Origin of the sequence: Staphylococcus sp. HMSC067F07 (assembly GCF_001837405.1) — a bacterium.
Taxonomy (GTDB): domain Bacteria; phylum Bacillota; class Bacilli; order Staphylococcales; family Staphylococcaceae; genus Staphylococcus; species Staphylococcus capitis.
The window spans coordinates 29,122-43,498 of record NZ_KV832239.1 but is presented as its reverse complement, the minus strand read 5'-3'; the positions used below and the strand labels follow the sequence as shown (position 1 = coordinate 43,498).

Here is a 14,377-nt window from a genome sequence, read left to right as displayed (position 1 = left end):
CTACCTTTAAGTGTCTCAATAATAAATGGATATTTATAATTTTTCTTGTAATTCTTCCCATTCTAACATTACTTGTTCTAATTTTTGTTCGGTATTATTTTTTTCCTCAGCTAATTCTGCAGCTTTCATTGGATCATTAAATACTTCTGGCTGAGTTAATTGTGTTTCAATATAAGAAATATGAGTTTCAAATTCTTCAATCTTAGTTTCACATTGTTCAATCTGACGTTCGATTTTACGTTGATGACTTTTCTGTTGTTTTTGACTTGAATATGCTGAAGAAGAAATAGAAGTGTCATTATTGTTATTGGTTTTTGAAGAAGAATTCTTCAATTCTTCTTGAGCTTTTAGTGCAGCAGCTTCTTCAGTTTTCTCAATATAGTATTGATAGTCCCCGAGATATATCTGTCCACCTTCATGATTCAAATCAAATACTTTATTTGCAAGCTGATTAATAAAATATCTATCATGAGAAACAAATATTATTGTACCCTCAAAATGATTTAACGCTTGTTCTAACATTTCTTTTGAATCGATATCTAAGTGGTTGGTAGGTTCGTCTAAAATCAGCACATTGTCTTTTTGCAACATTAATAAAGCTAATTGCAAACGAGCTTTTTCACCGCCAGATAGGTCATTAATTATTTTTTTAACATCTTCTTGTACAAATAAGAAACGACCTAGTACAGCACGTACATCTTTCTCATTCATAGTAGGGTACTGGTCCCAAACGTAATCTAAAATTGTTTTATTTGATTTAAATTCAGCTTGTTTTTGGTCATAGTAGCCTATTTGAAGATTTGCTCCAAAAGTAATTTCTCCACCAAGTTTGTTTTGCTTATCGGCAATTGTTTTGATAAGTGTCGTTTTTCCTACGCCGTTTGGTCCTATCACTGCGATATGATCCCCCTTGAATACTTCGATATTAATAGGTTGAGTGATAGGTGAATCATAACCAATTTTTAGGTCACGAATATGCATGACATCATTACCTGTATTTCTTTCAAAGCCAAATTGAATATTTGCGCTTCTAGCGTCAATCATAGGCTTATCTATACGTTCCATTTTTTCTAACGTTTTACGTCGACTTTTAGCCATGCCACTTGTTGAAGCGCGTGTAATATTCTTATCAACAAATGTTTCTAATTTTTGAATTTCTTCTTGTTGCTTTTCATACTCTTGCATACGTTTTTCATAGTATTGGTCACGTTGCTCAATAAATTGTTCATAATTACCTACATAACGTTTAACGTCTCCAAGGGCAACATCATAAATTTGAGTAACTATTTTGTCTAGGAAATATCTATCGTGACTAATTATGATAATGGCGCCTTTGAAATATTTTAAATAATCTTCTAACCATTTAGTAGTCTCTAGATCTAAGTGGTTTGTTGGCTCATCTAGCAATAGTAAGTCGGGTTCATTCAATAACATTTGAGCAAGAGAAAGTCGTGTTTTTTGACCACCACTAAAATCATTAATGGGTTTATTAAAATCACTTTCAGTAAAATTAAGCCCGTGAAGAACTGTTTTTATTTTACTTTCATACTGATAACCTTCAAGTTGTTCAAACCGGTTTGTTAATGATTCATAACGTTCCATATGCTCTTGATAAGTTTTGGTTTCATATTCATTTGTATGTTGTGCCAACCAATCTGTTTCCTCTTTAATTAAGTTTTCCATATTTTTTATATGTTCAAATGGTTTTGACATCTCTTCGAAGACAGTAGCCGTGGAGTTAAGTGTCATTTGTTGCGTGAGGTAACCCATTTTTAAATTTTTTATTTTCGATATATGACCACTATCGTAACCTTCTACGCCGGCTATGATTTTCATTAATGTAGATTTACCTGCACCGTTTCGACCAACGACACCAATTCTTTCACCAGTTTTAACTTCAAAGTCTACATCAGTAAAAATATCTTCACCATCGAACGATTTCGAGATGTCATTAAGTTGTAAAAGTATCATTCGATTCTCACCTTTCTAATTCTATTAAATAGTTATAGACTATATGTAATCAATAAGATTTAAAAAATTTTAATTTTATGTGAATTTTAAATAGTTAAGCATTATTTTTTAATAATAGGGTACATCTACCTCATAAGGTATGACGATTAAGCTATTTATTGACTCAATTATCTTTATTTTACAGCATTCGCGCATTACATGAAACTGAGATATTTATTTTTAAAAATCAATAATGTATAATATTTAAGTATTCATTGAAGGCAATTATTTGTTTATTTAAACGCCTTACAACTTGCCCGATAAAACGTTTGAATACATAAATATAATTCATTCAAACTTTAAGGGGGACATATTGGATGCCAGAAAATATTAAAATTCCTCGTGCTACATTAAAGCGTTTACCTTTATATTATAGATTTGTGAGTACATTAAAATCTAAGGGTATCGACCGTGTGAATTCTAAAGCAATCAGTGAAGCTTTACAAATAGATTCGGCAACGATTCGTCGTGATTTTTCATATTTTGGTGAATTAGGTAAAAAAGGCTATGGTTACAACATCGATAGTATGCTTGAATTTTTCAAGTCTGAACTAAGTGAAAGTGATGAAATTAAAATTGCGATAGTAGGTGTTGGTAATCTAGGTCGCGCGTTACTTACTTATAATTTTTCAATACACGCTGAGATGACAATTACTGAAGCTTTCGATATTAGAGAAGATCTAATTGGAGAGAAAGTGGGTAAAGTCGTTGTTAAAAATATCAATGAAATTCAATCTACATTAGCAGCAGAAGAAATTGACGTTGTGATATTAACGACTCCTGAAAGTGTAGCACAACAGGTTGCTGATCAACTCGTTGAAGCGGGTGTGAAAGGTATACTTAACTTTACGCCAAGCAGAGTTAAAACACCACAAGATGTACAAGTTCACCATATTGATTTGGGTATTGAACTACAATCACTATTGTTCTTTATGAAGAACTATAGTAATAATAATTAATAACTTTTAGCATCCTAATTTAGGATGCTACTTTATTATGTAAAAATGATATAGTATACGTAATAAAATAAAGGGGGCACAAGCCATAATGAAATTTGAAGCAAACTGTACATTTAAAGCACATATCCCTCAAATGATAAGGGTTCCTGGAAAATTAGTAATCAATGAGAATACTTTACAATTCAAAGCTTATGGCAAAGAATATACTCCATTTGATATAGAGTTAGATATTAATAAAGTTGTGAGATATAAGTGCTCGAAAGGACTGCTGGGAAGTAAATTATTTGTTTACTATAACAATCATGAGTGGTATAAATTTAGTCATTTTTCAAAAGAGGATTTAAAATCATTGAGTAAAGAATTGAAAATACATTAGGTTTCAAAAAATATTGAACTTGCAATTTTTCATTTTTTCTAATATAATACCTTAGTATTTATATCGGAAATAGGTGATTAAATGACATGGATGATAATTAGTGGACTTATTGTCGGAGCGTTATTAGGGTTCGTAATGCAACGAACAAGATTCTGTCTAGCGGGCGGTTTCAGAGACATGTATGTCCAAAAAAGTCATAAAATGTTTTATGCATTGCTCGTAGCTATAACAGTTCAGAGTTTGGGATTACTCATATTAACGAGCTTAGGTATTATTGAAGTGCCTACGCATACATTTCCAGTATTAGGGACGATTATAGGATCATTTATATTTGGCGTTGGTATTGTATTAGCTGGTGGCTGTGCCACAGGTACGTGGTATCGTGCTGGCGAAGGTTTAATTGGAAGTTGGGTGGCATTAATTTTATATGCTATAACTTCTGCAATTACTAAAACAGGAGTACTCCTTCCTGTTATGAATATGATTAATAAGCCTACGAACGTGAATGCGAGTGTAAGTCATTCAACAGGGCTTCCTAATTGGGTACTTGTTTTAATTTTAGCAATTATTACAATTACAATGGTTGTGAAAACTTTACGTAAACCGAAAGTGATGGTGCCTAAGTTAAAACAAAAATATACAGGTATTAGACACTATTTATTTGAAAGAAAATACCATCCATTTATAGCTGGTATTGCCGTAGGACTTATTGCTTTACTAGCATGGCCCATGAGTGAATCAACTGGTCGACCTTATGGACTTGGGATTACGACTCCATCTGCTAATTTGATTAACTTTCTAATATCCGGTGACACTAAGTTCATCGATTGGGGCGTTTTATTAGTGCTCGGTATCTTTATTGGTTCATATATTGCTGCTAGAGGGTCTAAAGAATTTAAATGGAGACTTCCAGATAAGAAGACGATTCGTAACAGTGCTATTGGTGGCATATTGATGGGATTTGGTGCTTCAGTAGCTGGTGGATGTTCAATTGGTAATGGGTTAGTAGAAACCGCAACAATGAGCTGGCAAGGATGGTTAGGTTTAGCATCAATGATAGTTGGTGTATGGTTCATGAGTTATTTTATTTTTATTAAACCAATGAAAAAGTTTCAACAATCATCTAATGAAAAATCTAAACGTAAACAAGTGAGTCAACAAACTCAGACAACATAAGGTAAGGAGGATAAGAAATTGGTACATGAATTAGGTACTGTAGGAATGGTGTGTCCATTTCCACTTATTGAAGCGCAAAAGAAAATGGAAGAGTTAGAGCAAGGCGATGAATTAAAAATAGACTTTGATTGTACGCAGGCAACAGAAGCCTTACCAAACTGGGCAGCTGAAAATGGATATCCAGTCACTAATTATGAACAATTAGATGATGCTTCTTGGACGATAACTATTCAAAAATCTTAAATTTACTTTAGACGCAAGCTAGTGATATCATACGATGTCACTGGCTTTTTTATTTTAATATATTCAAATACTCAAGTTATGATGTCACTTAATCTTACGCTTAGTGTAATTTTATCTTACCGATTTTTGCACTTCTACTAAACACTCTTTATGATGTTGCTAAAGGAAGTGGTAAGAATGAATATGGATGATACAATTTTCTTATTTCTATGTGCATTATTAGTTTGGTTAATGACTCCAGGATTAAGTTTATTTTATGGAGGTCTAGTCCAATCTAAGAATGCATTAAATACAGTAATGCAAAGTATGGCTGCAATAGTTATCGTTACCTTTGCGTGGATGATTATTGGTTTTTCTATTAGTTTTGATCAAGGTAATGATTGGTTAGGTGGCTTAAAATTTCTAGGTCTAAACCATGTAGGCTTTGCTATTTCTAAAACTATTAGCCCTCATGTCCCTCTCGCACTCTTCATGTTATTCCAAATGATGTTCTGTACTATAGCAGTTTCTATTTTATCAGGTTCAATTGCTGAAAAAATGAGATTCATCCCTTATCTTATTTTTGTCGGTTTATGGGTTGTGTTTATCTATAGTCCAGTAGCTCACTGGGTGTGGGGCGGCGGATGGATTAGTAAACTCGGTGCTATTGATTATGCCGGGGGTACAGTTGTACATATTACCTCAGGGGTGTCTGGTCTTATATTAGGGATAATGATTGGTGTAGGTAAAAAGCAAGAGAAACATACCCCACATAACTTACTAATAACTCTCATCGGAGGTATTTTAGTATGGTTGGGGTGGTATGGCTTTAATGTAGGTAGTGCATTTACTTTCGACCAAATCGCAATGATTTCATTTGTTAACACAGTCATCGCTGCAAGTGCAGGTGCGCTAGGATGGTTAATTTTAGAGTATGCTTTGAAAAAAACGACAAGTCTTTTAGGATTATTATCAGGCGCTTTATCAGGTCTCGTTGCTATTACTCCAGCAGCAGGTTATGTTAACTATTTAAGTGCCATGATCATAGCTATAATTGGTGGTATCGGTTGTTATGTCGTTATTAATTTAATTAAAGTGAAGTTACAGTATAATGATGCTCTAGATGCATTTGGTATTCATGGTGTAGGGGGAGTATTAGGCGCAGTTTTAACAGGTGTGTTCCAGTCTCATAAAGTAAATGATGCTATTGAAAATGGACTCATATATACAGGTAACTTTAAAGTCATTTGCATTCAATTAGCAGCAGCAATAGCAACTGTCGTATTTAGTGCAATAGTTACATACATGATAGCTAGAGTAATTAAATCATTCACTCCTTTAGCAACTACTGAAGAGGAGGATAAAACAGGTCTTGATGCAATCGTTCATGGAGAAAAGGCCTACTTCTATGGCGAATTGAACAAATTCAATCGCCGAATGAAATTTTAAAAATTATTTTCAAAAAAAATACACTCACCTTCATATCAATTAAACTTTAGTATTTAAAATGGAATTGATTTAAGTATTTAAAGCGATTACATATGTGATAGAATAAGTTTAAGTTATTGAATATATGATAGGTGAGTTTTCTTATGAAAAATATTTCTGATATCGCCAAGCTAGCGGGTGTATCAAAAAGTACTGTTTCAAGGTTTTTAAACAATGGATCCGTTAGTAATAAAACAAAAGAAAAGCTGACAAAAATTATTAAAGAGTATGATTATCAACCTAATCAATTTGCTCAAAGTTTAAGAGCAAGACGTACCAATCTTATAGGAGCAATTATTCCACGTATGAATTCATTCGCAGTTGATGAAACTATTAAAGGTGTCATCAACCAATGTCATTTACATAACTATCAACTCTTATTAAATTATACTGGACTTGAACTAGAAGCAGAACTTGCAGCATTAGAAACATTATCAAGAAGTAAAGTAGATGGTATTGTTTTAATGGCTACAAACATTACTGAACAACATATCCAAATTATAGAAAAGATTAACGTACCGGTTATTATTGTAGGGCAAGAACATGCACAATTGCATAGTATATATCATGATGATTACCAAGCTGGATTTGAAATAGGTATGAGAATAGGTCAAAAAGGACTACACGAAGTCACTTTATTTAGCGTTAGTGAACGTGATGTTGCTGTTGGTATTAAACGTAAAAAGGGACTAATAGATGCTCTAAAACAATATAATATTGAACCTAAGATTTATGAAACTACATTTAAATATGAAGAAGCTCTGGTAGATGTTGAGAGATATTTATCCAATATAACGGAAGTTGATGCAATTGTCGGTGCAACGGATTCAATTGCCTTAGCAATTCACAAATTTTGTGCGGATCATAAGAAAGATCTATCTCCTCATGCAATTTTTGGATTTGGTGGTGATCCAATGACACAAGTAGTGTCTCCGATAATTGAAACAATTCACTTAAATTATAAAGAAGCAGGAGAGCAAGCACTTAAAGAAATTAATCAATTATTAAATCATCAAACTACAGAACTTAAAATAAAAATTCCTGTCATTAAGTAAAAGGTGAGGGATTTTTATTTTATAATAATTTGGAACCGATACCACTACGATGATTAAATTTGTTAAGATATATACTTAAGAAAATTTATTTATCATAAAAGTATTGTGGTTTTCATTTCATAAATAAGCGTTCTTAACAAAAATTCTACATCGTAGTGTTAAGCTAATATGTTAAAATAATAAAGTTAAGTAAAAGTCAAATCAGTCGAGATTAGGAGTGAAAACATGGCGGAATGGACACGTGAAGCACGTTATCAACGAATAGAGGATGTTGATACAGAGACATTTAAAAATTTAAAACAACGAGTCGATGCTTCTCCTTATAGACAGACATACCATATTCAGCCTGAAACAGGATTGCTCAATGATCCAAATGGTCTCATTTATTATGACGGCTATTATTACATATCACATCAATGGTTCCCTCTAGGGGCGGTTCATGGTTTGAAATATTGGTTTAATTATAAAAGTGATGATTTAGTACATTTCAAAGCACAAGGTCCTATATTAGAGCCTGACACAAAATATGATAGTCATGGTGTCTATAGTGGTAGTGCATTTGAGTTTAATGGTCATCTTTATTACATTTATACCGGTAATCATAGAGACAATCATTGGAAACGTACCTCCAGTCAAATGATTGCTCGCGTTAAAGAAGATGGTTCAGTTGAGAAGTTTCCTAAATCTGTAATTCATGGACAACCTGATGGATACACAAGTCATTTTAGAGATCCTAAAGTGTTTAAAAAAGATGATCAATTATATGCAATTATAGGAGCCCAAAATAATAATGAACAAGGGCGGTTACTACTATATCAAAGTGATGATGTTGTTAACTGGACATTTCTTGGTGAAATTCAAACGAATTTAAATCATTTTGGTTACATGTGGGAATGCCCTGATTATTTCGAATTAGATGGACAGGGTGTTATTTTATTTTGTCCGCAAGGGATTGAAGCGGATGGAAATAAATATCGCAATATTTATCAATCTGGCTACATGATCGGTCATTTAAATATTGAAAATATGACATTTGATCATCAAGAGTTTCAAGAGTTAGATAGAGGCTTTGATTTTTATGCACCGCAAACATTTATAGATAAAGATGGAAAACGCATATTAATTGGTTGGATGGGCTTACCAGAAAGTGATTATCCGACAGATAGTGAAGGTTGGGCACATTGTTTAACGATTCCACGAGAACTTACTCTCGAAAATGGTAAATTAAAGCAACGACCATTAAAAGCTCTAGAAACTTTAAGAACGAACAAAGAGACTGCATTAGGGTATGCAAATAAATTTAACCGCAAATTGCACCCCTATGAAGGCAAACAATATGAAATGATTATTGATATTTTAGAAAATGATGCAACTGAAATTTATTTTGAGCTTAGAAGTTCTAGAAATGAGTCTACGTTGATTACCTATAATCAACGTGAGAATTCGCTCACATTAGATCGGTCAGAAAGTGGTTTATTACCTACAAATGTGGATGGCACAACGCGTTCAACTATTTTAGATACACCTTTAAGCCAGTTACACATTTTTGTAGATACGTCGAGTATAGAAATATTTTGTAATAATGGTGAACGTGTACTTACATCCCGTATTTTCCCAAGTGAAGCTTCTACGGGTATCAAAGCATCTACTGAGTCAGGACAAGTATATTTACAATTTACGAAATTTGAACTAAAGGGATGATATATAATGAGAAGGTTGTTTGCAATAGGTGAAGCACTTATCGATTTTATACCACATGTCACAAATTCAGAACTTAAAGACGTAGAACAATTTAGTCGTCAGGTAGGTGGGGCACCTTGTAACGTAGCAGCAACAGTGAGTAAACTAGGTGGTCATTCCGAAATGGTCACTCAATTAGGACATGATGCATTTGGTGACATTATTGTTGAAACCATTGAACGCATTGGTGTAGGTGTAGACTATATTCAACGTACCAATGAAGCAAATACAGCACTAGCTTTTGTAAGTTTAAAAGAAGATGGTCAGCGAGATTTCTCGTTTTATCGTAAGCCTTCTGCTGACATGCTTTATGATCCCTCACATATTGAAGATATAGAGGTTACTGATCAAGACATTCTACATTTCTGTTCTGTGGATTTAGTTGAAAGTTTAATGAAACAAGCACATTCAAAAATGATTGAGAAATTTGAGAAGGCTAATGGAACGATAGTATTTGATCCTAATGTACGCTTACCTTTATGGGAAGACCCAGAAGCATGTCGTCAAGCAATTCATGAATTTATTCCTAAAGCGAATGTAGTAAAAGTTTCAGATGAAGAACTAGAATTTATAACAGGAATGAAAGATGAAACTAAAGCTATACAGTCACTATTTAAAGGTAACGTGGCTGTAGTGATTTATACAAAAGGTCCTAAAGGGGCACAAGCGTTTACTAAGCACCAATTTACTACAGAACATCAAGGTTTCAAAGTTAAAGCTATAGATACTACAGGCGCCGGTGATGCCTTTATAGGAGCCGTTATTAGTCGTATATTATCTTCAGATATTATTGATGTTGCTCAATTATTTGAAAATGAAGGTAATAGCATTCTCGAATTTGGTAATAAAGTGGCAGCTATAACAACTACAAGGTATGGCGCCATTGAAAGTTTACCGACAATAGAAGAAATTGAAAAAGGGTCCTAAACTCATAAAGAAACCCAGCTTATTCACTATAGAGTGATAAATAAGCTGGGTATTTTAAAGTGTGTTAGATTTTTTTAACATTACGCACAGACGCGAAACAATTTTCACCATTTTTGAAATAAACGATACGCTCTTTAGAATCAATCGATTCAATGTTATGTCTATTCACTACAAAGCTGTTATGACATCTAAAGAAACGTTCATCAAGTTGAGCTAACTCTTTAAGATTACCGTAAAATTCAATTTGACGGTTATCTAAGTGTGCGATTAATCTGTGTGACTTAGTTGAAGATTCAAAGAACATAATATCGTCATATTGAACATACACAGAGTTACTACCACGTTTTAACTCAATTGTTTCAACATTACTTTCTTTAGATAGCAACTTAAGACGTGTATGAGCAGTTTCAAGACAGTCAATGATTCTTGTTTTTAGTTCTGAAGGATCATCTTTGAAAATGAAGTCCATAGCAGCCACTTTATAAACAAAAGTGAGATAAGTAAGTTCGCTGTGACTTGTTACAAAAATAATGTTACCCACAGGGTCATGTTTACGAATTTCACTACCAAGTTTAATACCATTCATATCAGCTTCTAATTGAATATCTAAGAAATAACAACCAATATCATTCATTTCTTTTGATTGCTCAAGCACTTCATAAGGATCATCAGTTGCGAGAGCTAGTTCCATAGGTTTTTCTTCTATCATGATGTAATTTTTGATAATTGAAACCATGTTTTCTCTTTGTCTAGGATCGTCTTCGCAAACGAATATCTTCATCTATATTTCACATCCTTATGCTTCCGTATTAATAATTTCTACTTTTTGAACAAAATATCCATTTTCGATAACAGTATCTAATAGGACGTTCTCATTTTGGTCAGTCAGTTCTTTAAGCGTAGATAGACCTAACCCTCTGTTATCGCCTTTAGTTGAAAAGCCTTCTTCAAATAATTCATGTATTTTAGGGGTATCATCGCTACATTTATTCATCACAATGAATGTAACAGATTCTTCATTATTAATAAAAGCAATTTGAATAAGTGGATCATCAAGAACTTCTGAAGCTTCAATGGCATTATCCAAAATAATTCCTGAAATACGGCTGAACTCTATAGTGTTCATTTCGATTTTATCAATTTCATCAGGAACCTCTATACTAATCGGTATTGCTTTCTCTTGAGCTTGAAGAATTTTAGTAGTAATTAACCCTTTAATTTCTCTAACTTTAAGATTTTCAATACCATTTATTTTTATAGAGCGCGTTTTCATATTATCCTTCATGGGAACAATTTGTTCATTGAAATATTTTTTAAGACCTTGCATATCATCTTCACGAATAAACTCTGAAAGCGTAGAAAGAATATTGACGTAATCATGTCGGAACTTACGCATCTCATTATTGATACTTTCGATACGTAGCGTATACTCATAGTACGTTTCAATTTCTTCAAGATTACGCTTATACTTCATTTCACGTAGAGTGAAAGTTGAAAGCACAAATATTAAAATGCTTAAAAATATAATTAAACCTACAAATATAAAAGCATATAAAGTAAGGCTATCATTAGCGCTTAAATCAGTCTGAGAAATTATGTAAAAGAAAACAAATGAAAATAATAAAACTATGGTAATAATGGTAATATATTTCTTATTTAAAGATAAATAGGATCCTTTAAGTTTTTTAAATAAAAATTTAAGTATATAAGCTAATAATATAGCTATTACAACAAAAATTACAAAATGTAAAGAGATGGAAATAGAATTATTATTGATTATTTCTCGCGTGTTTAAATACAAAGTTACCGATAGAAAATTAGTTAGGTATAAAACTATATTACTTATTAATACTGCTAAAAATGAATAAAGCTTAATTTTTTTATAAAAGAAGATGAAAATAACTACAACTAAAATAGGTAATGTTTTACTACCTAAAATAGAAAAAGTATAAACAGAAAGGATTATTATTCCAGAAGTGAATAAATAATCCTTATAGTTGAATTTAATATCTAATATTATTTTAATAATAAGAAATAATAGTAATGTCTGAACACCAGCATATGGAGCGTAGTTTAAAGCATCCATTTATAACACACTTTCTAATTATTTATTCATAAAGCTTTGATAATTCATCAGGTACTTCTGGCTCATCGTAGTATAGAGCACAAGGGTTAGCACCAGCTACAAAACCAATAAATTCAAATATGATAGTAAAAAATTTGAGAACTAAATTGAATAAAGCATCCATAATCATAAATCCTCCTTAGGGGAAAAAATAGATAATAGAGTTACAGACTCTATTATTTCGCCAAATAAAATAAGTTTATTAATTGGCTCAGTAGTTAATAATGATACCGCTAAAATAAAACTATATAGAATAATGGAGAGTATTTTTTTACGCCTTATTAAGCGCTTAGGTATGGGTTGTTTTTTGGTAGCTACAGGCGCATTCTTGATAACTATAGTAAAACCTATTAATGCTAAAAATAATAAAACTACATATTCTACGTCAAATTTTATTATTAAATAAGGGAATATAATAAAAAGAATAATATTCTGAATATGACATAATAGGGATGATTTAGCGTGTGCACCATGAGCATTACTTCTAATTAAAAAATAACTGATATGAGTTAAAAGTGTGTAATAAAAAGTCTGGAATATCAGTGCTAACCCGTATACAACAATAGTCTTTTCAATATTTGAAAAGACGACTTGCATACCTAAACGAACTTTCAAAAATTGTATACGATCTAGGTTATTCCTATGCTGTAAATAGTTAGCAAATTCATCAATTTTTCTATCTATTATTTTCACTCGCCTACTACTCTCCTCATAATACATTATACAATTTTGCGCAACTCATTTTAAATATTATGCCTAACTGTTTAAAAAATATACCTAAGTGTTATTTTTAATTCCCAAGTGATATTTTAACATAAATAGAAATACACTTAAGTACATTTTTTGATGAGTTAAGGAATTATCGTACTTTAATGTAAAAACCATGTTTTAATAGACTCATATCACAGAGATGTGATAGAAAGATAGTTGAAAAATTTGCTTAATCTTAATTGAATGATTCTTCCCAAATCATTCAAATCCATTATTTAGTTGGAAGGAGTGAAGTGTAATGGCTGCAGATATCGTATCTACAATCAGTGATTTCATTAAATGGATCATTGATACAATTAAAAAATTCAAAAAATAAGTTTTGAATTCTTTCATTGTAACTTTGTTTTCTTCGTATAGTATGACTAAGTAATGGGTTGTTAAGCCATCCCAACTTAATAACCCAAAGTTAATAGCAAGTGAGCAACATTTGCTATAAAGCTGTAGTTTCCTTGGACTCAGTGTTACGTATTATTCTTAGCTACCTTTAATTAGGTAATTATTTCTAGCATGTAAGCTATCGTAAACAACATTCAATTTATCATTAATAAAATAGATAAATTCACTAAAATTTTTTCATAATTAATAACATCCCCAAAAAATAGATTGAAAAAATAACTGTAAAAACATTCCCTTAATAATAAGTTATCAAAGCCGTGAGTCCCTCCCAAGCTCACGGCTTAATTTTATTTATATAAATTAGGTTTTAGATTTCTAAATACAGGTATAGACTCTCTTTGTTGATCAACCAATTCTAAATCTACATTAGTGGTGAGGACACCTTCATCACTGCCCAATTCTTGAACAATCTCACCATTTGGATTGATAACTGTCGAATATCCAGCGTACTCCGTGTTTCCATCATTACCGCAACCATTAGCTGCAACTACATACATATCATTTTCAATAGCTCTTGCTTTAAGCAATGCCAACCAATGATTAAGTCTAGCACTAGGCCATTGTGCAACGTAAAATGCAATTTTAGCACCATTTTTAGCTGGATATCTTAACAATTCAGGAAACCGTAAATCATAGCATATGATTTGTGTAGCTAGGGTACCATCTGACAATTGAAAAGGTTCAGGTACTTTATTGCCATCAGTCAGAAACTCAGGTTCTCTAAGCATTGGTACAAGATGGACTTTATCGTACTCATTTATTAGCTCACCATCTTTATTCACTGAAAATGCTGTATTATACACGTTATTGTCTTTAATATTTGATACAGAACCTGCAATAATATCAACATTGAATTGTTTAGCCAGTTGAGCTATAAATGAAAAACTTCGTTTTAAATTAGTATCTGCTTTATCCTTTAATTCTTCTAAAGCGTATCCGTTGTTCCACATTTCAGGTAAAACAACGACCTCCGTATCCTCGTTTAAGTATTCTTTAAACCACTTTTGTATTTTGGATTCATTTTCATTAGCATTTCCATAAGTTACATGAAATTGAAAAAGTTGAATTTTCATTTTCTTCACTCCCTATTACGAGTTATTTATAAGATACTAAAGTTAAGTATTAAACGCAA

The 14,377-nt window shown here is 32.1% G+C and carries 15 protein-coding genes; 9 read left to right on the top strand and 6 right to left on the bottom strand.

Annotated features, from left to right (window positions below):
• Positions 1–33: 33 nt before the first annotated feature.
• The gene (locus HMPREF2706_RS11430; RefSeq protein ID WP_049428092.1) at positions 34–1,971 is read right to left on the bottom strand and encodes an ABC-F family ATP-binding cassette domain-containing protein; all 1,938 of its coding nucleotides are present in this window, start codon (positions 1,969–1,971) and stop codon (positions 34–36) included.
• A 356-nt stretch (positions 1,972–2,327) separates the two neighbouring features.
• Here HMPREF2706_RS11430 and HMPREF2706_RS11425 point away from each other — a divergent pair, with 356 nt between their 5' ends.
• The 8 genes from HMPREF2706_RS11425 (at position 2,328) to HMPREF2706_RS11390 (ending at position 9,953) form a co-directional block, all read left to right on the top strand.
• Positions 2,328–2,969, top strand: a complete 642-nt coding sequence (locus HMPREF2706_RS11425) for a redox-sensing transcriptional repressor Rex (RefSeq protein ID WP_002436898.1) — start codon at positions 2,328–2,330, stop codon at positions 2,967–2,969.
• 88 nt (positions 2,970–3,057) lie between these two features.
• Positions 3,058–3,345 (top strand): hypothetical protein, encoded by a 288-nt coding sequence (locus tag HMPREF2706_RS11420; protein WP_002436909.1) that lies wholly within the window; start codon positions 3,058–3,060, stop codon positions 3,343–3,345.
• 81 nt (positions 3,346–3,426) lie between these two features.
• The gene (locus tag HMPREF2706_RS11415) at positions 3,427–4,521 is read left to right on the top strand and encodes a YeeE/YedE family protein (protein ID WP_049428095.1); all 1,095 of its coding nucleotides are present in this window, start codon (positions 3,427–3,429) and stop codon (positions 4,519–4,521) included.
• A gap of 18 nt (positions 4,522–4,539) precedes the next feature.
• Entirely contained in the window at positions 4,540–4,764 is a 225-nt protein-coding gene (locus HMPREF2706_RS11410) for a sulfurtransferase TusA family protein (protein ID WP_002469616.1), read from the top strand.
• 177 nt (positions 4,765–4,941) lie between these two features.
• Positions 4,942–6,192 (top strand): ammonium transporter, encoded by a 1,251-nt coding sequence (locus tag HMPREF2706_RS11405; protein WP_049428097.1) that lies wholly within the window; start codon positions 4,942–4,944, stop codon positions 6,190–6,192.
• A gap of 143 nt (positions 6,193–6,335) precedes the next feature.
• Entirely contained in the window at positions 6,336–7,286 is a 951-nt protein-coding gene (locus HMPREF2706_RS11400; RefSeq protein WP_037551080.1) for a LacI family DNA-binding transcriptional regulator, read from the top strand.
• A 225-nt stretch (positions 7,287–7,511) separates the two neighbouring features.
• Positions 7,512–8,987 (top strand): sucrose-6-phosphate hydrolase, encoded by a 1,476-nt coding sequence (locus HMPREF2706_RS11395; RefSeq protein WP_049428100.1) that lies wholly within the window; start codon positions 7,512–7,514, stop codon positions 8,985–8,987.
• Between the two features lie 6 nt (positions 8,988–8,993).
• On the top strand, positions 8,994–9,953 hold the full coding sequence (locus HMPREF2706_RS11390; RefSeq protein ID WP_049428102.1) for a carbohydrate kinase family protein: 960 nt from the start codon (positions 8,994–8,996) through the stop codon (positions 9,951–9,953).
• 64 nt (positions 9,954–10,017) lie between these two features.
• Here HMPREF2706_RS11390 and agrA read toward each other — a convergent pair whose 3' ends face one another.
• The 4 genes from agrA to HMPREF2706_RS11370 are packed head-to-tail and all read right to left on the bottom strand — an operon-like array spanning position 10,018 to position 12,771.
• Positions 10,018–10,734: a quorum-sensing response regulator AgrA gene (gene agrA / locus HMPREF2706_RS11385; protein ID WP_002436958.1), complete on the bottom strand. Its 717-nt coding sequence runs from the start codon at positions 10,732–10,734 to the stop codon at positions 10,018–10,020.
• A 15-nt stretch (positions 10,735–10,749) separates the two neighbouring features.
• On the bottom strand, positions 10,750–12,039 hold the full coding sequence (agrC, locus tag HMPREF2706_RS11380) for a quorum-sensing sensor histidine kinase AgrC (protein WP_070597560.1): 1,290 nt from the start codon (positions 12,037–12,039) through the stop codon (positions 10,750–10,752).
• Positions 12,040–12,061: 22 nt separating this feature from the next.
• Entirely contained in the window at positions 12,062–12,202 is a 141-nt protein-coding gene (gene agrD / locus HMPREF2706_RS11375; RefSeq protein WP_049428106.1) for a cyclic lactone autoinducer peptide AgrD, read from the bottom strand.
• Positions 12,203–12,204: 2 nt separating this feature from the next.
• Positions 12,205–12,771, bottom strand: coding sequence for an accessory gene regulator AgrB (locus HMPREF2706_RS11370; protein WP_049428109.1), 567 nt, complete (start codon positions 12,769–12,771; stop codon positions 12,205–12,207).
• Positions 12,772–13,087: 316 nt separating this feature from the next.
• Between HMPREF2706_RS11370 and HMPREF2706_RS12480 the strand changes: the two genes are divergently transcribed.
• The gene (locus HMPREF2706_RS12480) at positions 13,088–13,165 is read left to right on the top strand and encodes a delta-lysin family phenol-soluble modulin (RefSeq protein ID WP_049307263.1); all 78 of its coding nucleotides are present in this window, start codon (positions 13,088–13,090) and stop codon (positions 13,163–13,165) included.
• A 367-nt stretch (positions 13,166–13,532) separates the two neighbouring features.
• On the opposite strand, the gene HMPREF2706_RS11365 is transcribed toward HMPREF2706_RS12480, so the two are convergent.
• Positions 13,533–14,318: a carbon-nitrogen family hydrolase gene (locus HMPREF2706_RS11365; protein ID WP_037551089.1), complete on the bottom strand. Its 786-nt coding sequence runs from the start codon at positions 14,316–14,318 to the stop codon at positions 13,533–13,535.
• Positions 14,319–14,377 lie beyond the last annotated feature (59 nt).

Excerpts from the sequence above, each read along its gene's own strand:
- HMPREF2706_RS11420 (WP_002436909.1), top strand. The coding sequence starts at position 3,058 with ATGAAATTTGAAGCAAACTGTACATTTAAAGCACATATCCCTCAAATG.
- agrD (WP_049428106.1), bottom strand. The coding sequence starts at position 12,202 with ATGGATGCTTTATTCAATTTAGTTCTCAAATTTTTTACTATCATATTT.
- agrA (WP_002436958.1), bottom strand. The coding sequence starts at position 10,734 with ATGAAGATATTCGTTTGCGAAGACGATCCTAGACAAAGAGAAAACATG.
- HMPREF2706_RS11415 (WP_049428095.1), top strand. The coding sequence starts at position 3,427 with ATGACATGGATGATAATTAGTGGACTTATTGTCGGAGCGTTATTAGGG.
- HMPREF2706_RS11430 (WP_049428092.1), bottom strand. The coding sequence starts at position 1,971 with ATGATACTTTTACAACTTAATGACATCTCGAAATCGTTCGATGGTGAA.
- HMPREF2706_RS11395 (WP_049428100.1), top strand. The coding sequence starts at position 7,512 with ATGGCGGAATGGACACGTGAAGCACGTTATCAACGAATAGAGGATGTT.
- HMPREF2706_RS12480 (WP_049307263.1), top strand. The coding sequence starts at position 13,088 with ATGGCTGCAGATATCGTATCTACAATCAGTGATTTCATTAAATGGATC.
- agrC (WP_070597560.1), bottom strand. The coding sequence starts at position 12,039 with ATGGATGCTTTAAACTACGCTCCATATGCTGGTGTTCAGACATTACTA.
- HMPREF2706_RS11405 (WP_049428097.1), top strand. The coding sequence starts at position 4,942 with ATGAATATGGATGATACAATTTTCTTATTTCTATGTGCATTATTAGTT.
- HMPREF2706_RS11425 (WP_002436898.1), top strand. The coding sequence starts at position 2,328 with ATGCCAGAAAATATTAAAATTCCTCGTGCTACATTAAAGCGTTTACCT.
- HMPREF2706_RS11390 (WP_049428102.1), top strand. The coding sequence starts at position 8,994 with ATGAGAAGGTTGTTTGCAATAGGTGAAGCACTTATCGATTTTATACCA.
- HMPREF2706_RS11400 (WP_037551080.1), top strand. The coding sequence starts at position 6,336 with ATGAAAAATATTTCTGATATCGCCAAGCTAGCGGGTGTATCAAAAAGT.
- HMPREF2706_RS11365 (WP_037551089.1), bottom strand. The coding sequence starts at position 14,318 with ATGAAAATTCAACTTTTTCAATTTCATGTAACTTATGGAAATGCTAAT.